20 protein-coding genes are annotated in these 21374 nt (G+C 44.7%); 9 read left to right on the top strand and 11 right to left on the bottom strand.

What is annotated here, in order from left to right:
• Positions 1–120: 120 nt before the first annotated feature.
• Positions 121–501, bottom strand: coding sequence for a DUF6508 domain-containing protein (locus Q4Q50_RS17430; RefSeq protein ID WP_006082114.1), 381 nt, complete (start codon positions 499–501; stop codon positions 121–123).
• A gap of 277 nt (positions 502–778) precedes the next feature.
• Between Q4Q50_RS17430 and Q4Q50_RS17425 the strand changes: the two genes are divergently transcribed.
• The 3 genes from Q4Q50_RS17425 to Q4Q50_RS17415 all read left to right on the top strand — a co-directional run bounded on the left by Q4Q50_RS17425 (position 779) and on the right by Q4Q50_RS17415 (position 3492).
• Complete coding sequence (locus Q4Q50_RS17425; RefSeq protein ID WP_300479957.1) at positions 779–1240, top strand: EVE domain-containing protein; 462 nt, start codon at positions 779–781, stop codon at positions 1238–1240.
• A gap of 121 nt (positions 1241–1361) precedes the next feature.
• Positions 1362–1706 carry a hypothetical protein gene (locus Q4Q50_RS17420; RefSeq protein ID WP_106650843.1) on the top strand — a complete coding sequence of 115 codons (345 nt, stop codon included), beginning with the start codon at positions 1362–1364 and terminating at the stop codon, positions 1704–1706.
• A 514-nt stretch (positions 1707–2220) separates the two neighbouring features.
• Positions 2221–3492 (top strand): MATE family efflux transporter, encoded by a 1272-nt coding sequence (locus tag Q4Q50_RS17415; protein WP_311900426.1) that lies wholly within the window; start codon positions 2221–2223, stop codon positions 3490–3492.
• A gap of 147 nt (positions 3493–3639) precedes the next feature.
• On the opposite strand, the gene Q4Q50_RS17410 is transcribed toward Q4Q50_RS17415, so the two are convergent.
• Together Q4Q50_RS17410 and Q4Q50_RS17405 are read right to left on the bottom strand one after the other, a co-directional pair.
• Positions 3640–4434 carry a TIGR00266 family protein gene (locus Q4Q50_RS17410; RefSeq protein WP_006082118.1) on the bottom strand — a complete coding sequence of 265 codons (795 nt, stop codon included), beginning with the start codon at positions 4432–4434 and terminating at the stop codon, positions 3640–3642.
• Between the two features lie 180 nt (positions 4435–4614).
• Entirely contained in the window at positions 4615–5529 is a 915-nt protein-coding gene (locus Q4Q50_RS17405; protein ID WP_012587408.1) for a LysR family transcriptional regulator, read from the bottom strand.
• Between the two features lie 214 nt (positions 5530–5743).
• On the opposite strand from Q4Q50_RS17405, the gene Q4Q50_RS17400 reads away from it, so the two are divergent.
• Together Q4Q50_RS17400 and hppD are read left to right on the top strand one after the other, a co-directional pair.
• Positions 5744–6904: a homogentisate 1,2-dioxygenase gene (locus tag Q4Q50_RS17400; protein ID WP_311900425.1), complete on the top strand. Its 1161-nt coding sequence runs from the start codon at positions 5744–5746 to the stop codon at positions 6902–6904.
• Between the two features lie 97 nt (positions 6905–7001).
• Positions 7002–8042, top strand: coding sequence for a 4-hydroxyphenylpyruvate dioxygenase (gene hppD / locus Q4Q50_RS17395; RefSeq protein WP_011847092.1), 1041 nt, complete (start codon positions 7002–7004; stop codon positions 8040–8042).
• A gap of 123 nt (positions 8043–8165) precedes the next feature.
• On the opposite strand, the gene Q4Q50_RS17390 is transcribed toward hppD, so the two are convergent.
• The 6 genes from Q4Q50_RS17390 to Q4Q50_RS17365 all read right to left on the bottom strand — a co-directional run bounded on the left by Q4Q50_RS17390 (position 8166) and on the right by Q4Q50_RS17365 (position 12732).
• Positions 8166–8720 (bottom strand): sugar O-acetyltransferase, encoded by a 555-nt coding sequence (locus Q4Q50_RS17390; RefSeq protein WP_311900424.1) that lies wholly within the window; start codon positions 8718–8720, stop codon positions 8166–8168.
• A 139-nt stretch (positions 8721–8859) separates the two neighbouring features.
• Positions 8860–9375 carry an Atu1372/SO_1960 family protein gene (locus tag Q4Q50_RS17385; RefSeq protein ID WP_311900423.1) on the bottom strand — a complete coding sequence of 172 codons (516 nt, stop codon included), beginning with the start codon at positions 9373–9375 and terminating at the stop codon, positions 8860–8862.
• Positions 9372–10361: a glycine betaine ABC transporter substrate-binding protein gene (locus Q4Q50_RS17380; RefSeq protein WP_311900422.1), complete on the bottom strand. Its 990-nt coding sequence runs from the start codon at positions 10359–10361 to the stop codon at positions 9372–9374. Before Q4Q50_RS17380 ends, Q4Q50_RS17385 begins: the two co-directional genes overlap by 4 nt.
• A complete protein-coding gene (locus Q4Q50_RS17375) occupies positions 10348–10824 on the bottom strand; it encodes a VOC family protein (protein ID WP_311900421.1) in 477 nt (158 codons plus the stop codon). The genes Q4Q50_RS17380 and Q4Q50_RS17375 overlap by 14 nt, the downstream gene beginning before the upstream one ends.
• Before the next feature lie 154 nt (positions 10825–10978).
• The gene (locus Q4Q50_RS17370; RefSeq protein WP_311900420.1) at positions 10979–12145 is read right to left on the bottom strand and encodes an L-dopachrome tautomerase-related protein; all 1167 of its coding nucleotides are present in this window, start codon (positions 12143–12145) and stop codon (positions 10979–10981) included.
• A gap of 11 nt (positions 12146–12156) precedes the next feature.
• Positions 12157–12732, bottom strand: coding sequence for a YbhB/YbcL family Raf kinase inhibitor-like protein (locus tag Q4Q50_RS17365; protein ID WP_311900419.1), 576 nt, complete (start codon positions 12730–12732; stop codon positions 12157–12159).
• A gap of 233 nt (positions 12733–12965) precedes the next feature.
• Here Q4Q50_RS17365 and Q4Q50_RS17360 point away from each other — a divergent pair, with 233 nt between their 5' ends.
• Positions 12966–13481 carry a hypothetical protein gene (locus tag Q4Q50_RS17360; protein ID WP_311900418.1) on the top strand — a complete coding sequence of 172 codons (516 nt, stop codon included), beginning with the start codon at positions 12966–12968 and terminating at the stop codon, positions 13479–13481.
• Between the two features lie 198 nt (positions 13482–13679).
• Positions 13680–14303 (top strand): LysE family translocator, encoded by a 624-nt coding sequence (locus Q4Q50_RS17355; RefSeq protein WP_311900417.1) that lies wholly within the window; start codon positions 13680–13682, stop codon positions 14301–14303.
• 120 nt (positions 14304–14423) lie between these two features.
• Here the strand turns inward: Q4Q50_RS17355 and Q4Q50_RS17350 are convergent, their stop codons facing one another.
• Complete coding sequence (locus Q4Q50_RS17350) at positions 14424–15836, bottom strand: GNAT family N-acetyltransferase (RefSeq protein ID WP_311900416.1); 1413 nt, start codon at positions 15834–15836, stop codon at positions 14424–14426.
• Positions 15837–15944: 108 nt separating this feature from the next.
• On the opposite strand from Q4Q50_RS17350, the gene ggt reads away from it, so the two are divergent.
• The gene (ggt, locus tag Q4Q50_RS17345) at positions 15945–17684 is read left to right on the top strand and encodes a gamma-glutamyltransferase (RefSeq protein ID WP_006086156.1); all 1740 of its coding nucleotides are present in this window, start codon (positions 15945–15947) and stop codon (positions 17682–17684) included.
• A 653-nt stretch (positions 17685–18337) separates the two neighbouring features.
• On the opposite strand, the gene Q4Q50_RS17340 is transcribed toward ggt, so the two are convergent.
• Positions 18338–20161: an NACHT domain-containing protein gene (locus Q4Q50_RS17340; protein WP_126491708.1), complete on the bottom strand. Its 1824-nt coding sequence runs from the start codon at positions 20159–20161 to the stop codon at positions 18338–18340.
• 380 nt (positions 20162–20541) lie between these two features.
• Between Q4Q50_RS17340 and Q4Q50_RS17335 the strand changes: the two genes are divergently transcribed.
• A complete protein-coding gene (locus Q4Q50_RS17335; protein WP_172599573.1) occupies positions 20542–20685 on the top strand; it encodes a hypothetical protein in 144 nt (47 codons plus the stop codon).
• Positions 20686–21374: the final 689 nt, after the last annotated feature.

Raw genomic sequence — 21374 nt, 5'->3', positions numbered from 1 at the left:
TTATTATGATTAGCGAGGTCCAAACTAACCAATCCACGGATCATGTCACAAGCAAAAAAACACTTTATTAGACTAAAGAGTAAGATAATCGATTAGATAACAATCCATTAAAGTGCGGGGTTAGCGGCTGATAAATTCAAGATGAGTGCTCGACTTAGGCACATTTAAGCTTTGCAAGCGCTCAACAATGGCCAGTAAAATCCCTTGGCGGCGCATATTTTCTAATACGCCAGGACTAAAGACCTCAAGTCGCGTCATGGCGGTCAGCAGCAATTTGCATTGTGCTATGCTCGCTTCACGAATGTAGGCGGGTTTATCGACTAAGTAACTGTTGTTATACCAATAGTCCCAAGTGAAATTTGCCAATAACCAACCTTGGGTTGTCAGGTCATTAATAAATTCCAGCATCCGCTCATGGCTTAGGATCACATCACCCGCTGTAAAATCCTTAAGATATTTAGTGTATAAACCACAGTCGGACGTCATTGTTGAAGTTCCCATAACACACCTCACAGGTTTTGATTGCCACTGCTGCCACAACTTATAGGGCACCAATCACAAACCGAGATCGAATTTGACGCTTTGCCTTAGAAACGAGAATTTGCATAAGGCATACCAAATAAGATTGCTGCCCACAGGCTAAGCCACCTTATCTGAACCGAAACTTAATCAAACTCACAATGCTTGATCTGAGTGACGAACTGGGGTGTTCGATAAAATTAAGATAAACTCACGGATATTGAAGCGCTTAACGGCCACTATGAATTAAGGAAACCCAATGAACTACTGGCTTATGAAATCGGAACCCGACGAATTTAGCATAGATGATCTTAAGGCTTGCCCGAACCAAACCGAAGCTTGGCATGGAATACGTAACTATCAGGCGCGTAACTTTATGCGCGATGCGATGCAGATTGGCGACAAGGTATTTTTTTACCATTCAAGCTGCAAAGTACCCGGTATTGTCGGTATCGCAGAAGTCGTGACCAATGCGTATCCCGACAGCACGGCCTTCGATCCCGAATCAAAATATTTCGACCCTAAGTCAGATCCGACCAAACCAAGATGGCTACGAGTGGATATCCGCTTTGTCGAAAAATTTAACGATATTATTCCCTTAAGCCTGATTAAAAACCTGCCGCAATTGGCCGACATGTATTTAGTGTCTAAGGGCTCAAGGCTGAGTATCCAACCTGTGACCGCCGAACAATGGCAAGCTGTGCTAATGTTAACCCGTTGAGTTTAAACATCTCGACTCAGTAACGTTCAGCTAAGGTTCATTTAGTATCGCCTATTGTTGGCCGCATCAAGCATTGCCGCAACACTAGCTCAATGCTCTCTCAATGCCCTTTGGAGCACAGATGAATAAATTCACGTCAATGGTTGTCGCAGGGCTAGTGCTCAGCTTAATGGCGCCTATCTCTGTTTTTGCTAAAGACGACCAAGAGCATAAACACCATAAAAATGATAAAGATTTACCACCGGGATTACAGAAAAAAGTTAACCGTGGTCAACCACTGCCACCCGGCTGGCAGAAAAAACTCCATCGTGGTGATGTGCTTGAGCATGATATTTATGACCGCGGCCGTATCATTGTGCCCTTAGACAAAGATGGGATTATTAGCATTCAAGTTGAAGGCGCATTGATCAAACTCGATAATAACAGCCGTAAAATCCTCGATATCGTCAATATTATTACCGAATAGTCACGCATAACATGTGCGAAATGGCTAATCACGGCAGTTTTATTAGCACGCCCAGTTCTAAGTAGGGCGTGCAAGCATTCAAAACCATGACGCTTGCACAGTTCGCGCCCTTATCTGAACTGCTATGTATCCCGCAATCCCTGGCAAATTAACGGCCGCAGTTACAATTAAGCAACATACTGATATTTATCATATCTTTACTCTCTGATGCTTGGTCACTCATGAGCTGAATGCTAGACTCAGCCAGTGCTAATATGTGTGTAAACTCAGATAAAACTTCTTCGGTGAGGTGAGACGTTATAGTCGAGACCGAAAACTAAGCTCCTGATATCGAAGTATTGATACCAAGTGCTCTGCATAAACTCATACGTATAATTTTGAGTAAGTTAAGCGTTATCAAAGCTCTCTACAACTAAAGCAGCCAAAGCAGCGACTAATGCATAACCTTAACGCCACCCATAGCATATCTATTATTACTCTCCAATGACCGTAGACTGACGCTGGATTTTTGAAAATGAAACACACCTCACTTCAACGGGTTAAGCAGGCGATTATTGCGGGGTTCTGGGCTTCACTTGCCAGTATTTCTGTGGGTTTTCTTTTTAAGCTTTGGTTAGCACAATGGGTTGCCAAAGCCGATCTTGCGCTCTATCACACGGTTATCGATATCATCTCACTGTCGCTGATCCTGATGACAGGATTTCGCTCCTCTATGGTGGTGACCTACTCCCAGACCAAGCAAGATGTGGATATCACTAATATATTCCGCTACAGCTTAATTGCTATGGTGCTACTGACTTGGGGCTTAGTTTTGCCCTACATAAAACACAAACTTCAGCTCAATGTAGAATATTTTCAATTGGTTGGCATTATTTTGAGCATGGGGCTCAAAGTGTATTTTACCAATCAAATTGCTATGTACCGGCTGTATGCCATCTCCAATCGAGTGACTTGGCTTGAGCCGATTGCGCAAGTGAGCAGCTTTTTCTTGTGTTTCTATGCGTTAAAACAAACGGCCATAGCGTCACTCTTTTACAGCATGACATTGTCATCGCTCATCGTTGCCTTATATATGTACTTAAAACGGCGCAAGGATATCGCCACTCCGCCCTTAAGTACGGTGCATTTTGATACGGGTTTACGCAGTTTTATGAAGAAAAGCCTGACAGCGTCTATGGAGGCTGGCGCCAGTATCTTGATGATTTACATCACAGTACTGCTGACCATTGCCTATTTCAGCATAGATGAACTGGGTGATTTCCAAGTGGTGGTGCGGCCAATGATCACTTACCTCACCTTGCTGTTTGTCTTCCCCATCTACCGCTTTGTGCTGCCCGAAGTCGCGGTGTGTGTAAGAGAAAAACGCTTTGACGAAGTCCAACAAATTAAGTCATGGCTGACTAAAGTTTCTTTGTGGATCAGCGGTATTTTTTTTGTCGTTATGGTCTTTGCGAGCAAGCCATTAGTCGCTTGCCTATTCCCCGAGCAATACATAAAAGCGGCCCCAGTATTAATGCATTTCTCCATGTTTTTTATATTCATGATGCTCAATGGCTATCAGTTAGCCTATATCAAAGCCCACGGCTACTTTACCCAAAGCCTACTCATTCGCCTTGCTGGTATCGCAGTGCTGGTCAGTACTTTCTACGCTTATCGCCTATATACCGAGAATGTCGTCGCAGTGATTTTAGCCTTGGGCACAGGCTATTTGATGATGTATCTGATATCGAAACTGGTGGAAAGACGCATTCAGCAGAGTCTTAACAACGGCCAAACACAGCCTTAACGACAGCTAAGAACGCTTAAAACGATGAAGGAAATAACATCTTGCAACTAAAAAGGCATCCCAGAGGATTATCTGGAATGCCTTAAGAAGAGAAAGCATGATTGCAAAATGGTGCTGTGATTGACTTACATCGATTCAGCTTAGGGCTTAACGCCCGTCGAGCATGCGGCCAAGACCACCAAGCACTGAACCTTCACCGCGATCACTGCCACCCGCAGATGGGGCATGGGCGATAATACGGTCTGCCATTCGTGAGAACGGTAAACTTTGCAGCCAAACCGTGCCGTGACCTTTTAGCGTCGCTAAAAATAAGCCTTCTCCGCCAAATACCATAGACTTTAACGAGCCTGCGCGCTCAATGTCGTAATCTATCCCAGGTGTAAATCCAACCAAACAACCGGTATCAACCCTTAAGGTTTCGCCTCTCAATTCTTTCTTAACTAAGGTGCCGCCCGCATGGATAAAAGTCATGCCATCGCCTTGTAGGCTTTGCAGGATAAACCCTTCGCCACCGAAAAAGCCCGTACCTAAACGGCGATTAAATTTCATCGTCACCCGTGTACCTAGAGCCGCCGCTAAAAAACTGTCCTTCTGACAGATAAGCTCGCCGCCATATTCGGCTAAGTCGATCGCAAGGATTGTGCCCGGATAAGGGGCGGCAAAAGCGACTTTGCGCTTTTGGTTGCCTTGGTTGGTAAAGTGAGTCATAAAAATGCTCTCACCCGTCAGCGCCCGCTTACCTGCGCCTACCAACTTGCCAAAAAAGCCTGACTCAGGCTCTGAGCCATCGCCCATTTTGGCCTCAAAGCTAATGTCTTGCTCTAGGTAATTCATCGCGCCTGCTTCGGCGACCACGGTTTCGTTAGGATCGAGCTCCACTTCAACCAACTGCATACTGTGGCCGATGATTTCATAATCCACTTCATGACAACGTCTAGACATACTGTTCCCCTTAACTGTCAGTTCCTTGTTACTAGCCTTTAGATTGACCCCGATGGACGACTCTTTACCTATCGCGGCTCAATTTCACTGTTAATCTAGCGCTTAATCTATGACATAAAATGTCATAATGCGATTATTTTATGCGGTAACTTGTATCAAAAGATGACAAACGGCGACTTATCAACCTAAACCCACACCATTAAACTGCTCAGCCTTAGCAAACTCTTCTAATATCAACTCGGTAAAAAGTTGTCCCGCACGGCCTAACGGCCGCTCTAAGGTCGAGACAAGCTGTGGAATAAAGGTAAAACGGCTGCCACCGACAAAGTCGATTTCAACTAACTCCCCTTTCGCCAACTCTTCTTGCGCTAGAAAATCCGGCAACCAGCCAAAACCTAAACCTTTTAACAAAGCGTTCTTTTTCATGATAAAGCCTGAAAGATAAAACACTTTATCGCCGCCAAATTGCATTTCATCGCGGTAACTTTTATTGGGCGAAGAGTCTTCGATAGTCAATTCCACGTGTTGCTGCAGTTCAGACAAACTAATTCCGCGAATAAAAGACAAAGGATGCGAAGCACTTGCCACCAGCACACTGGTGATGGCTGGCAAAGGTTGCGGATGATAATAGGGGCCAGTGCGATAATCTTTCACTAACATCAAGTCGGCATTATCACGCTCGAATCTGTGTTGTACGCCGCCTAAAAATTCCATATTGAGCTGAATTTTTGTGGGGATTTGATGTTCAGCCATGCGCTTTAAAGCCGTCATAATGGGCTCCATCGGCAAGGCTCCGTCTATCACTAGCTCTAACTTTGGCTCCCAGCCTTCACTGAAACGGCTGGCAAGATGTTCAATGTTTGCAAGGTGTTGCAACAATCTTCGCCCCTCGGCCAAAATCACCCTGCCCTCTTGCGTCAGCTCAGCACGATATTGCTCACGGCTAAAAAGCTGCACGCCTAAGTGCTCTTCTAACTTTTTAACTTGATAACTCACCGCCGATTGCGCCTTGTGTAACCGCTCCGCCGCCTTGGCAAAACTGCCCTCTTCCACCAGCACTTGCAGCACATTAAAAGCATCAATATCGATGCGCATGGTCACTCCTTGGCTCTTATGAACATGTCACGGAAACACTACAATTTGTAAAGATTAGAATACCATCTAATTTTTAGATTGAGATAACGGATTTATTATTCTTTTTTTTGTTCATTCAAGCAACTAAATTGATAACAAGATCACACTAATGCAACTTGCAGCATAACGACCAGCGATGTAGGTAATCCTGCAACGCAATATTGAAGGAATAACCATGCCATTTTATGTGAAACAAGGCCAGATCCCCCATAAGCGCCATATCGCATTTGAAAAGGAAAACGGCGAGCTTTACCGTGAAGAGTTGTTCTCAACCCATGGTTTTTCCAATATTTATTCCAATAAATATCACCACAACATGCCAACCAAAGCGTTGGAAGTAGCACCTTACAGCCTAGGCCACGGTGCCAATTGGGAAGACTCGCTGGTCCAAAACTATAAACTCGATTCCCGCGATGCCGACCGTGAAGGTAATTTTTTCAGCGCCCGTAACAAGATTTTTTATAACAATGACTTAGCACTTTATACCGCCAAAGTCACCGCCGATACCGACGAGTTTTACCGTAATGCCTATGCCGATGAAGTGGTTTTTGTTCACGAAGGCGAAGGCACACTCTACAGCGAGTACGGCACGATTAAGGTCCAAAAGTGGGACTATCTCGTGATCCCACGTGGCACGACTTATCAACTTAAATTCAACGATTACAGCAATGTGCGACTTTTCGTTATCGAGTCATTCTCTATGGTGGAAGTGCCTAAGCATTTCCGTAACGAGTATGGTCAGCTATTAGAATCGGCACCTTACTGCGAGCGCGATTTGCGCGTGCCCACATTGCAAGATGCTATGGTTGAGCGCGGCGCCTTCCCCTTAGTGTGTAAGTTTGGCGATAAATACCAACTCACCACACTTGAATGGCATCCCTTTGATTTAGTGGGTTGGGATGGCTGTGTTTACCCTTGGGCATTCAACATTACTGAATACGCGCCAAAGGTGGGCAAAATCCATCTGCCGCCTTCTGATCACTTGGTCTTTACTGCCCATAACTTTGTGATTTGTAACTTCGTGCCGCGCCCCTACGATTTCCACCCGAAATCGATTCCAGCGCCTTATTACCACAACAATATCGATAGCGACGAAGTCTTGTATTACGTCGATGGCGACTTTATGAGCCGCACGGGCATTGAAGCGGGTTATATGACCTTACATCAAAAAGGTGTGGCCCACGGCCCACAACCGGGCCGCACTGAAGCCTCGATTGGCAAGAAAGAAACCTATGAATACGCAGTGATGGTGGACACCTTCGCCCCACTTAAATTAACCGAACATGTACAAAATTGCATGAGCAAAGACTACAACCGCTCTTGGCTAGAAGACTAGCCCTAAGCCACCAGCGCACCGAAACGGTTGCGTATCCCAACGTAATTAAAGGGATAAAGAGTGTCGGCGGTTGAACTAAAATAATGAGGAAAACATCATGGCAAGCGAACTAAATCCACTGGGCTTATTAGGTATCGAATTCACTGAATTCGCCAGCCCTGATACTGATTTTATGCACAAAGTCTTTATTGACTTTGGTTTTTCACTGCTGAAAAAAGCCAAGAACAAAGACATCCTGTACTACAAACAGAATGACATTAATTTTCTGCTCAACACTGAGCGCGAAGGTTTCTCAGCTAAGTTTGCCAAATCCCACGGCCCAGCCATTTGCTCTATGGGCTGGCGGGTAGAAGATGCTGGCTTTGCCTATCGCGTTGCCGTTGAACGTGGTGCAAAACCCGCCGATGATGCCAATAAAGATCTGCCTTATCCTGCGATTTACGGCATTGGCGACAGCTTGATTTATTTCATCGACACCTTTGGCGCAGATAACAATATCTATGCCGCTGATTTTGAAGACTTAGACGAGCAAGTGATCACCCAAGAGAAAGGCTTTATCGAAGTAGATCACTTAACCAACAACGTCTACAAAGGCACAATGGAACATTGGGCTAACTTCTATAAAAACATTTTTGGTTTTACTGAAGTGCGCTACTTTGACATCAGCGGCGTACAAACCGCGCTAGTGTCCTACGCCCTGCGTTCGCCCGATGGCAGCTTCTGTATCCCGATTAACGAAGGTAAAGGCAGCGATAAAAACCAAATCGATGAATACCTGAAGGAATACAATGGCCCAGGTGTGCAACATTTAGCCTTTAGAAGTCGCGATATCGTAAAATCTCTGGATGCGATGGAAGGCAGTTCAATCCAATGCTTAGACATTATCCCTGAATACTACGACACCATATTTGAGAAGTTGCCGCAGGTGACTGAGAATCGTGAGCGCATCAAACATCACCAAATTTTGGTGGATGGCGATGAATCCGGTTATTTACTGCAAATTTTTACTAAAAACCTGTTCGGACCGATTTTTATCGAAATCATCCAACGCAAAAATAACTTAGGTTTTGGTGAAGGCAACTTTACTGCCCTGTTTGAATCGATTGAGCGGGATCAAATGCGCCGCGGCGTACTGTAAGTTTTCATCCCCCATAAAAAACGGTACGCATTGCGTACCGTTTTTTGTTTCTACGACTATCTAAATCGTCATCTCAATCAGCATCAGCATTGACACCAATCACACGGCATCGACTTTCCTGCATTATTCCACATTGATGGGTTTGATAACCTTACAAGGGTTGCCAGCCGCCACACAGTTCGCCGGAATGCTCTTATTCACTACGCTACCAGCACCAATGACACAATTATCGCCAATGGTCACACCGGGCAACACAGAGACGTTACCGCCAAGCCAAACATTATTGCCGATTTGAATTGGCGCGCCGTATTCCGTCGTTTGCCGTGCGATGGGATCGATAGGATGCGTTGCGGTAGAAATCATCACATGGGGACCAAACATCACGTTATCGCCAATCGAGACTGAGCAAACATCCAATATGGTTAGATTATGATTGGCGTAAAATTGTTTGCCAATATGAATGTTATACCCGTAGTCACAAAAGAAGTTGGGCTCAATATGGGCGCAATGTTGAATATCAAGCAGGCCACGAAGGTGATCCATACGCGCATCAAGCTGAGTCGGTTCGGCCAGATTAAACTGATGGCAAACTGATTTCGCCCGCATCCGCTCAGCCAATAACTCATCATCCCAAGCCTTATAGGGCTTACCCGCTAACATTTTTTGTTTCTCAGTCATCGTATTGTCAACATTCCATCCATGATGACCTAACCCTAACAATCGATTAATGAAAGTTCAAGAACTGCCTTATATGCTATTGAATGAACTACCCATCTTGCTGACAGAACATTTAACTAACAGCCAATGTGAGTCACATTCAAGAACTCGATTTCAATCGAGAGAAAGGTCGTTGCCTTTGTTCGTCATCACAATAGAGTTCTGCAAATAAATACACTAGACACAAACTGTTCAGCGGCATGACAGGATTTGTCCAAATCATTCGGCTGTGACGCCCTGCTTCACCGAAGATTTCAAGCAATAAATCCGAAGCCCCATCGAGCGCTTTAGGATGTTCAAAGCAAGATTGATGCACATTTAACACCCCTTCCAAGCGATAAATTTGTTTTATCCGCGAAAGCTCACCGCAAGCCTGTTTCAATTGGGCAATGGCATTTAGGGTCGCAAGACGACAGGCAGCGTAGCCTTCGCTCACAGTATGATCGGCGCCCAATTGTCCTTGATACTGAAGCTCGCCCTCTAAATAGGGAAACTGACCCGAAGTCATTAACTGACTGCCGACAATTGAATAGGGTTCATAATTCCCAAGAGCCGCAGCAACCTCAGGTAGTTCAAGCCCAGCCGCCACAAGCCGCGATTCAGGTGTGATCATCATAATGTCACCTCCTGATATGAGACTTTCGCAGGATTAAGCAACGGGGCTAACCAGGTCGTCAAATGCTGAGGATTGACTGTCAGCCAGTTCGCAGCGGCCTCATCTTCCGTCATTCCTTGTCGATTAACCGCATAATCGAGTTCTGCAACCATTTGATTCGATAATACTATGTTATCAAGTACCTGAATTTGTGCGGGCGAGAAATTAACCACTAACTCGCGTTCACGGGCGAGCAATACCGCTTTATCTTTTCCCCCGAGTAAACCTTTGGGGTCCTGAAGATCGCGAATACCGTATTGATGGTGTAAAAATTGTGGATGCCACAAAGGAACGATCACCCACTCGTTTACCGCTACGGCAGACTCAAAAGCGGCGACACAGTCGGCCTGAGTGCCTGTTCTAAATTGATAACCCGCCGCCGTTAATCCATATTGCGTCATGATAATTTTAGAAAATCGCGTGATCCCCGCCCCCTCACCAATCCCTTGAATGATCGGCCGCATACGTTGCTGCACGTCAGGCTTGAGTAAATCCTCAATGCTCGACACTTGCTCAGCAGGCACATAATCGGGTACGCCCCAGAGCGCATAGGGCTCATAATGTAGCCCGAGTTGCCGCGTAGCAATTCGCTCTTCGACACCTTGTCGATAAATCCCATGGCTATGGGGCAACCATGCTGAACACAGCATATCCACTTTGCCTTCGCCTAGCTGCTCAAAATTAGCCTCGTGCAATGCATAGCTTCGTTTAACCTCTTTGCCCATAATGCCTATCACATGGGCCACCACAGCGGCGGTGACTCGATGAAAACTTAAGTCCGTCACTCCCATGCGAATCTTCGGCTTACCCTGTGAGCTCTCCATATTTGTACTCGTATTCAATGAATTCATACCTATCACACCTCGAGGAAATAATGCCAATGATGCCAAACTGCCCAATCCCAGCGTTTGTAATAGTTGCCGTCTGAAGGCATTAATCTCCGCCATGTTCAGGCTCCTTGGTGTCTGAAATAGCGAGCCTATCCATCACAATTCCAATGATGGCGTTGTCTTTTGCATAGGGGAATATCATCTCTACTTTGATGCCATTCGGATCTTCAAGGAACAACTGATGCTCACCAACCTCAGGCACGATTCGTTCCTGAAAAATCATCCTCTGCTGGCATAAATGCTGCTGCATCTGCTGTAAATCCGTGCCACGAAACGACAAATGGTCAACACGTCCCGAGCCATAAATATTTCTACTTTCCCCTAAGTAGGCCTCTAGCGCCTGATCGCCCGCTTCCACTAAATGCAGAATGGGTTTATTTGATGCATAGAGCCAATGTCCGGGAAAACCAAACTGTGGCCGCCAACCTAATTTCAATCCAAGGATGTCTTGATAAAACAACAGCGTTTCAACCAGTTTGGGCGTTCTGATAGTAAAGTGATCCAATCCGACTATGTTCATAATGTCATCCTCTGGGTGTCGTGACTCAGTGACTCGGTATAACCAAGTGCGAATCCAAACCGTTTTAATCCGCAAAAATCGTGTGAATAAATTCAGTTAAGATAAGCACTTGGCGTAAGGTTATAAAATTAATTGATGAGATTAATTGTTCGGATTAATTACCACGAACGCCCGCCGCTAACGGCTTAAAACGGAAAATATAATAAGGTGGACTGTTTTCAGCTTTGCCATTATTTAATGGCGCCGATAACGGTAATTGCGCAGCCCCAGAGTACAAATAACCTTGCTTGCCATAACTCACACCGTCGGGCCAAACCATACGTTCATCATGGACATAAGTGCGATACTGGCGAGAATCAGCAGGGATCACGCCAATTGCCCGCTCTCCCACTTCCGTTAGATACAAATTATTCGCTTCATCAATACTTAAGCCACCGTTGTCGGGCTTATCGGCATAAGCCTCCACTTTGGCAGAGAGTGCCGCAGGCGTTAACGAAGGATTGATGAGATCTGTCATCCGCACACGGTAAACTTTGTCTTTATTCATCGGGGCAAAGTAGAGCCATGTTTGGGTTTTATCTAAAGCAATACCATCGGCACCCACATAGACTTCAATCTGCTTTCTATCTTTTGAGTCTTTATCGATAATCAGTGGCCGCTGTAAGTCTGGCATCACACTGTTATCACCCTGTAATAGGCGCCGACTTTTCCCTGTATTTAAGTCCACAACTACCAACGCAGCCTTTTCACCAATGGGACCCGTGCCAATCCCCTCATCAGCAATCACAATCGCTTGGTGTCGAGTTGAGATAACAAAGTCATTATGTTGTGACTCAGGAAGAGAGACTGGCGCGGGCAAATGAATAATGCGATCTAATTGGTTTTTCTTGGTATCCCACGCCACTAATTTAGGCTCAATACGTGGCGCCTGCTGGCCAGAGTCTAATAGCCAAACTCTGTCTTGATCGTCGGTTCGCAGCCCCAACACCCAATTAAGGCAAGTGTCAGGTTCTTTCGCTTTGCCCTGCGGATCATGGCATTGCTGCCAATCCGAATTAGGGAATGGCTTAGTACTACCATCCGCTAAAAGCTCTGCCACCTTAATGTTAGGTTGATAGAAAGGGTGATAACTGAAAATCAATCGATCATCTGATGTGAAAGTAATACCGCCCACAGCCCCATCAAGTTCGGCAAAGACTTCCATTTTTGCCAGCGGCTCAGTCTGTGTCGCCCATGAGTGAGAACACAACAAACTGCTTGCCAGTAGAGTAAAAGCCTTTGATAACATGGGGTATGTAATGCGCGTAGATAATATGGTCATCTTCATTCCTCCTAACGTGGGCCAGCTAAAAGCGTTAAACTTGCTTCGCCTAATCTATGCTGCCAAAGATAGAATCCCACCAAAGCGGGTGTTGATCCCTTGTCTATCGGCAACTGCGCCACATCCAAAGCATGCACTGTCCATACATAGCTGTGTTCACGTCCCTCTGGTGGACAAGGTCCAAAGAATCCAGGTTTACCTAAATCGGTATTAGCTTCAATGGCACCACTGGGTAGTGCTCCGCCATTCACACCACCTGCGAGAGTCGACACCTGTGCCGGAATGTCATACACAACACGGTGCCAAAAACCACTGCCAGTAGGCGCATCTTTGTCATATAAAGTGACAGCAAAGCTCTTGGTACCGGCAGGTACATTTTGCCAAGTTAATCGCGGCGCAATATTTTCGCCCGAACAACCAAATTGATTCCAAAAATACTCAGGAGGGAAGCTTGAATTATCGGCAAGATTACTTTGTAAACTAAACACTTTGGTACTGTTGTCAGCCATAACGTTATTAATGCTGGCAGCCAAAATAACACTCAGTAAGAAGGTATATTTACTTGCGGATAGAGATGATTTGATCATATGCAGAATCCATTATTAAACTGTTCTATAACAGTTATTGATAATTAATTTAAGAATGGGGTTAGCATATCAATCAAATAAATATTGATAAGTCGTGTCTCACTGATATGAGTTTCAAAAATTATTAGATAATCTAAACATGCTTCAGCGTTATTTTTCGATTATAGTATTGGCGGCACGAGTGAATGAATAACGGTAAGCCGCAAGATAACGATAATTAAGCGAGTAACCTAATGACCGAACAAGAATGCGCTATGACTCAGACAAGCTATCAGCCTTGGTTCCCCGCAGAAAGAAAGCTTAAACCCCATCCTGATTTGAGCTGCAGATTAGAGGGATTATCGTTGACCTTACTGTGGCAAGAGCCTAATGACAGTGCGTTCTCGATGGAAATTCACTTCCCAATGATCGCAGGAATTCTGGTGATTGATGAATCAAGTTATCAAACTTGTTCAAATAGCATCCATGTTAATCTTAATGATGATTTAGGCAGTAATATCAATAATGAAAAAATCAATACGCCATTCCCTATCGATACCGATTTAAATATGACAAACCCATCCAGGTCCGATTATTTTTCTTTACCTTGGCCAATATGGAAGTCGGTAAAAAATGCACGTCGTCCTTATTATGGCGAATTAGGCGAACATATTTACCAGAGTCTATACAGTTATTATATTGTGGGTGCCGATAGCGTGTATTTGATCGATACTGAAACAAAACCTGAAATCAAAATCTTATCTTGTTAGCAGCAGGATGACTCTGCACATAATTCACGCCAGTGCACTAACCGCTCACACCCCAAATGGGTAACCGACAAAAAATATCGTTCGCTAACACAACCGATTACATTTATGTGTTGTCAGGCCAAAACAAGCGCATTGGCTAAACCCGCAGTTTTCATTATACTATCGGCCTTCCCATCTTCACCCAAGACAGACCAAACCATGCCAGATTTTGCCTTACTTGCAGTGTTTATCCCGACCTTCTTCTTTGTTTCTATCACCCCGGGCATGTGTATGACGCTCGCCATGACCTTGGGCATGAGCATAGGTGTGCGCCGCACCCTGTGGATGATGCTGGGTGAACTGGTAGGCGTAGCGTTAGTGGCGACAGCCGCCGTGATGGGCGTTGCCAGTATCATGCTCAACTATCCCGAAGTCTTTCAAATCTTTAAATGGGTTGGCGGAATTTATTTAGGCTTTATCGGCGTACAAATGTGGCGCGCCCGCGGTAAGATGGCCATGTTAAGCGATGACGACACTAACCCCAGAGCCAGCAATGTTACCTTGATCTCCCAAGGCTTTATTACCGCCATTGCCAATCCTAAAGGTTGGGCATTTATGGTGTCGCTACTACCACCTTTTATCAATGCCGAGCGCGAAGTCGCGCCGCAGCTGCTCGCACTGCTGAGCATTATCATGGTGACCGAGTTTACCTCTATGCTCGCCTACGCCAGCGGCGGCAAAAGCCTGCGTATTTTCCTAAGTCGTGGCGATAATATTCGCTGGTTAAACCGCATTGCAGGCAGCCTGATGATAGGTGTGGGCGTGTGGTTAGCCCTGAGCTAACATTCATAGCTAACCGTTTGAATTAACAGCTTAGATAGAACTGCTTAGGTTGTACTATATAGGTTGAACATGCACGACATAAATGAGAGCCCAATAATGTCCCGTTAACTCGGTCTTTTATTAGGGCTCTTTTTTGTAGGGCAAAACAGCTCGCATCTGCGCCATATATTGCTGCATTTGCTGTGCTTCTTGCTCTACAAAATCGGCAATCGCCGCCCTAAATCCTAAGTGGGTGATATTATGGTAGGAATACATTTCAACAGGTTCAAAGCCGCGCAGCACCTTATGCTCCCCCTGTGCGCCCGCATCAAACATCTGGAACCCATGTTCAATACAGTATTGAATACCTTGGTAATAACAGGCCTCAAAATGCAAGCCGTCGAGCTCAACCGTTGTCCCCCAATAACGGCCATATAAGCATTTTTGCCCTTGAGTATTCTCGCCTTTGAGATACAAGGCGCCGGCTACCATCTCGCCCTTGGCATCTTCGACCACCAACAGTAAGACTTGCGCGGCGAGTTGTTCCCCCAACAGCTGAAAAAAGGTCGGCGTTAAATAGCCGCGATGACCGGAGCGCTTAAGGTAAGTTAATTGATAACATTGGATAAACGTCTGCCATTGTGAAGCGGTAATGTGTTCACCTTCGACAAAGTGAAACTTAAGATTAAAAGGCTGTAACTGCGCCCGCTCCTTCAAGATATTCTTACGTTTGCGCGAACTAAAGCCCGCCAGAAAATCATCAAAGTCGCGATAACCGCGATTATGCCAATGGAACTGCGTGCCTAAGCGTTTTAACAGCGGATTGGGCAAGCCTTCAAATAACGGCGTTTGGCTTGGGGTAACAAATAAGCTATGCCATGAAGAAATCGGGCTGTCGCCCTGATCTTTAACGCTTTGCATTGACCCATCAAGATCAGCTTCATCAACAACGGACTGATTAAGCTCTGACTCATCAAAAACCGCATCACCTTGCTCTAACACACAAGGCTCTGACGCAAACAGCTCTGATGTTAGCCGGCGATTCAATGTCAGCAGCAGTAATTGCGCCACGCGCAGTTGCTCAACGCTATCTAATGCAGAATGAATGCCCATCCTTCGCCCTTGCACTGGGGTAAAAGGGATTGCATTCACCCATTTGGGATAATAATCGAGTCCATGGCGCTCATAGGCTTCGGCCCACGCCCAATCGAACACGTACTCGCCGTAGGAGTGAGACTTTTGATACAAGGGCATCACCGCCACAAGCGATAATGGCTTGAAGTGCTTGGCCGTTTGCCGGCTTATCAGTGCACCGTCAGCCAAAGGCGACAAGCTTTTATCGGTACTGGCGACATCATTTAATCTGTCACCCACATCAAACACGCATAAATGCCGCGGCGTCCAACCCGTTGCAGCGCAGGCCGAATGGCTCTGCTCTAGCGCCAACAAAAACTCATGGCGACAGAAGGGATTCGCCTCCCCCATAACGGCATTCCACGCACTGGCCGATATGTCCGACATTGAGCTCGCAAAGGCCAAGATAAGCTGTCTCATTGGGTAAATTCTCGTCCTTTACGGATCTTAACTAATATACAAGGTTGCAATTAAGCCTAATTCTCGGCACATTGCATAGCCATAATGAAAATAAATTCAGGATTGAGTATGCGTCCAACAAGACCTTTTAGACCTCTTATTCTCGCCATTGCCATGGCGCTTCCCCTACTATCATCACCCAGTCTGCTTGCCGAAGAATCGTCAATTTTCAGCCAGATGGCCACAGCACAACCTGTGTGGGCCAAGCATGGCATGGTTGCCAGCCAAGAAACACTCGCCAGTCGCACTGGCGTTGAGATCCTAAAACAAGGCGGCAATGCCGTTGATGCGGCCGTGGCCGTGGCCTTCAGTTTGGCAGTCACTTTACCGCGTGCCGGCAATATCGGTGGCGGCGGTTTTATGCTGGTGCATATTGCTAAAGAAAACAAAACTATAGCAATAGATTACCGTGAGATGGCGCCATCTAAAGCCAAAAAAGACATTTTCCTCGATGAGAATGGCGATGCAGTGGAAAAGCTGAGCCGCGAACACGGCCTTGCTGTGGGTGTCCCAGGTACCGTGATGGGCATGAGCTTAGCACTTGAAAAATATGGCACTATGACACTCGCCCAAGTCGCTGCACCCGCAATTAAAATGGCGCAGGAAGGCATTAGCGTCACGCCAGATCTTGCCGAATCTCTTGCAGGCCTAAAACGCCGCATGACCCAATGGCCAACCACGGCTGCTATCTTCTACAAAGCCGACGGCAGCGATTATCAAGTTGATGATATTCTTAAACAACCTGAGCTTGCCCATTCATTAAGTCTGATCGCTGAAAAAGGCACCAAAGGATTCTACGAAGGTGAAACCGCCACTAAACTCATCAATGCGGTGAAAGACGCTGGCGGCATTATGACCTTAGACGACCTTAAAAATTATAAGGTTGTAGAACGCGAACCCGTGCGCGGCGAATACCGTGGCTACGAGGTCGTGTCTATGCCACCACCATCATCGGGCGGCGTGCACATCATAGAAATGCTTAATGTGTTGCAACAATTCCCGATTGATAAACTCGGCCACAATACGGCGCAGACGATTCATTTGATGGCAGAAACCATGAAGCATGCCTATAGCGATCGCAGCGAATACTTAGGCGATCCCGACTTTTATAAGGTGCCCGTCAAAGCCTTAACCAGTAAGGACTACGCCCAAAAAATCGCCAGCCAAATCGCGATGAATAAAACAACGCCAAGCGCCGAAATCAAGCCAGGTAAACTCGCGCCCTATGAGAGCGACCAAACCACTCACTTCTCGGTAGTGGATAAATGGGGCAATGCGGTTTCAAACACTTACACCTTAAACTTCAGCTACGGCTCAGGTTTAGTGGCCAAGGGTACTGGCATTTTGCTCAATAACGAGATGGATGATTTCTCGGCCAAACCCGGCGTGCCAAACGGCTACGGTTTAGTCGGCGGTGATGCCAATGCGGTCGAAGGCAATAAGCGCCCATTGAGCTCCATGAGCCCCACTATTGTGATGAAAGATGGCAAGCCCTTCCTCGTCACTGGCAGCCCCGGCGGTTCACGCATTATCACCACCACACTGCAGATCATCATGAATGTGATCGACCATGGATTAAACATCGCCGAAGCCAGTAATGCGGCGCGGGTGCACCATCAATGGCTGCCCGATGAACTGCGAGTTGAATCCAGCTTAAACCGCGATACCATTTCCCTGCTCGAAGCCAAAGGCCACAAAGTGAAAGTACAGTCCGCTATGGGCAGTACACAATCAATCATGGTCACCGAACAAGGAATTTTTGGCGCGTCTGATCCTCGCCACTCAGGTAGCGAAGCCATCGGCTACTAGCATCTCCATGATGCCAATGTTAGTGAAAGAGATGAGTGAGTGAAATAGGTAAATGAGATAAAAGGATTTATGACCTATTCGAACTAGGTCATAAACTCTGAGTAAAGCTTGTCCTTCCGCTCAGTGAATGCAAACTTTCGATTAAAAAAGCCCAGCTATACATCACTGTATAAGCAGGGCTTTTTATTGTGTGGCAACAAGTAATCGTACTGAACATAGCTGGCTTTTAGACCTAATAGTTTAGGCAAACTGTACTGGGTGGCCTGTTATTTCAGTCGCCTGTTATTTCAGTCGTTAGGATCGTAGCGTTGGCTGGTATCCACTCATATAGGCTTGCCATGACATTCACTCTCCGACACGCAGCTAGTCCGTCCTTGGATGCTCGACCGCCCCGTCCATGGGGCGGACGGTCGTCTCGCTAATCACCATGGCTCACCTTTTTGGCACTAATGTAACCTGTCTGTATGAAGGAGATACCCAGCACGCTTTTGGACAAAAGCGTGTTAGAACATTGAATCTAACTAACCTACCGTCGATTATAAAAAGTAGGTTAGTTTATTCGAAAGGACAGACTGCTTTATTTATTATTGTCTTTGCTATCACCTGTTTACATATACCAGATTATAGTACAACTGAAGTATGGCCTACAGTTTCTAAAGATTATATACGTCATCAACATCTTCTTCTGTCTTATTAGAAATTTTATCAAGCTTTCTATCTAATTCAGTCTCAGCATCACTCAGTTCTTCTTCTAACGCCCTACAAACCTTTTGAATAAACTTATCATCGGAATAGTATAATTCGACAATATTTTTTGCTGGATACATATTCAATTGGCGATGGGTAGTATGAGAGGGAACTAGTTTCTCATTTATGATAGACAAGTCGTTTTTGCACAATAATATATCAACCTGTTCAGAAATTTCATCTATAACATCCTCACCAAGCAATAATATGTAGATAAAAAGGTTAGAGTATGACGTTTCAATCAGCCTACCTCCAAGGGCTACACTTTTGGACTCAATAATTATTTCAACTAGATGAGTGAAATTAATCTCCCTTAATGAATAGATGTCGAGATACTTGTACGGTGCTATACATTTATTCTGCAGCAAGTATGGTATAATATAAAATTCATACATATATACTTCATCAATTTCACAAAGAAATTTAATCACTTCTCTCATTCTAAGACCGAAGCTGTTGTCACTTAAACATTTAGAATAGAATACCTTCTTTTTACTATGATGCAATGAAGTAATATACTTTGCAGCGTAAAACTCTTGAAAACTGCGATGGATATATTTATATTCATCGAAACCATCTTTAACTAGGATATTGCAAGCACTCTTTAGGCATTTAAAAACTGCGTCTAATTCGCTTGATTCGAAAGATTGGTTCTTTAGCGACTTTAAACACACATCATCAAAATCAAACTTTGTAAAGTTATACTTCTCATCTATTGTCAAGTAATAGGACAGATTGTTAACAACGCTTAGTATTTGAACATCTTCAAGATTTGTTTTTATTTCTCGACGAATTTGCTTACCGGATTTAGTGTTATCGTGAATAGAAAGCAAAGTGTTAAATACACGATTATAAAACTCCGACATTGTTTTAGGGATACTCTTCCATCTTTTGTATGTAAGAGAGACAAGAACAGCTAAAATTGGAGTTTTAATTGCACCAGAGGCAAAACTGCTAGAGAAGATGGCACTAGTCGCATTTATTGCGTCCGCTTTTGATTCACATACTTGTTCCAATATTTTTTTCACCTGCATTCTATCCAGATCAACCATCTGGTAATGATTTCCCAAAGAATTTCGTGAAATCTGCAAGTTTGGCCTTGTTGTAACAATTAGGTTTATGTTTTCATAATTTTGGCAAAACTGAACAATTCTCTGCTCGCAAATATCCATAAGATCTGATGGCAATTCGTCAAAAGCATCAAGCAATACTGTAAATCGTCCCTCTCTAAGCAACTTGGTTACAAAGCTAATATCGACTTGCAGTCCGCACTGATTAAGCCATTCGCATAATTGGATTTCAATCCTATCATCCTTAAAGTACTTTAATTCGAAGAAAATTGGGATTTGTTCGGATAATTCATCAACAATGAGAGTTCTCATTAAGTGACGCAGGAAGGTTGATTTTCCATGTCCAGCTACACCTGAAACCGCACTGAAACCACGCCCCCGACTTAGAAGAGACTCTACTTTGAATTTATTTCCTTGCGCAGTTTCTATATTTATAGGTACATATATATCATCAATATATGTTTTTTGGTCTGGATTATTAATCGTAAAGAAATATAGATATCCAATTATCTTGCTCTGATATTTTATTAGTTCTCTCTCACCTACATGCTCCTGCCACTTATTATTAATTTTTTTCTTTAGAAAGTTTGTTAATGCTTCGGCCTCTTTACCTGCTACATTCTTAATTGCCGCTGCTGTTGCCGTCTCAATGCTATCCATATAATTTCTTTCCTATGACTATTGCGGTCAACAATATAATGGTTTGTGATAAAACAACAGAAATTTTATTAACATTTTAGTTTTTTGTACCATTCGCTAAATTCATGACAAAATCTGAGTTAAAGTTAGTTAGTATTCTTCACGTCATTGGATTTTATTTCTTTGACACAGCCTCTGAGCTGTAGAGCTTTTTTGAAAAAATAATATTGCGTGGTTTCTACGTATTTCATTGAAAATCCTTTGTCATTGTTGTAATCCTTCATATTTTTTTAAGTTTAGCTGATTTAATGAGGATAATATACTCAACTGAGCCTCTTTTGGGCTCCGCGCAGCGGCTTAGTTCTACGTTTGGTTAAGGGGCGGGCTTTAAGCCCGTCCCAATGAGCGAAGCGAATGGTTTGAACCAGTTGTTACAGCATACTGCCCCGGACCTGAAAGATATTGCCTTCGGGATCATGAGCATCACAGACTTTATTGCCTTGAAACTCCCACTCGTGTTCTGGGCTATTCAGCTCGCCACCTAAGACGGGATGCTTAGCTTACATCAACGTCTGAGCACGCTTAATAAAGACACATCTAACACTCAACATCCTCCCTACCAGTAGTCCGCAGGATTTCATTAAGTTTGTGGATCTGTTTTGGATGCAATTTAACATCCAGAGAGAATAACCGCTGTGTCAAAAGCCTTATCACAAGAGCTTCACCGGGGTGACTTCCGGTAAAAGGTTGTCCTTTAAAGGTCAGGCAATGAAACACTCTTGGTTAGAGTGAGTCACCAGTGAGAAGTTAAAATATTTTTTTGGCATCCCTTGAAACCTGATTTCACACCCTCATCTACTAAAGTGAGGATATTCCCTCATTAAAAATAAGGTTAACTATTATGGCTCTTAAACCAGGTCCAAAACCGATTGCTGATTCTACTGGTAAAGTTGATCAACGCAGACGTGACAATAAAAACACCCCCGGCAACAACCCCGATTTAAAACCTAGCAAGTCTTCGAAAAAATGATATGTAACACTGCCGATATAGGCTGCTTTCGAGTAGCCTATATTTTCCAGACTCTATGTTGTTAGCGTTTAAGTACACCTTTCTAAACCCTCAAAATACAGCCTCTCATACTCTGCTGGCGCCAGAATCGCCACAGTCAAAGTAGCCACTTGGTCATCAATCATGACTCGAGAGCTGTCAGCGAACTACGCCGAAACACGGAAT

It is taken from the genome of Shewanella scandinavica (genome assembly GCF_031932065.1).
In the GTDB taxonomy this organism is placed as follows: Bacteria; Pseudomonadota; Gammaproteobacteria; order Enterobacterales; family Shewanellaceae; genus Shewanella; species Shewanella baltica.
The sequence above is the reverse complement of the archived record's forward strand: the minus strand, read 5'-3'. Positions and strand labels throughout refer to the sequence as shown.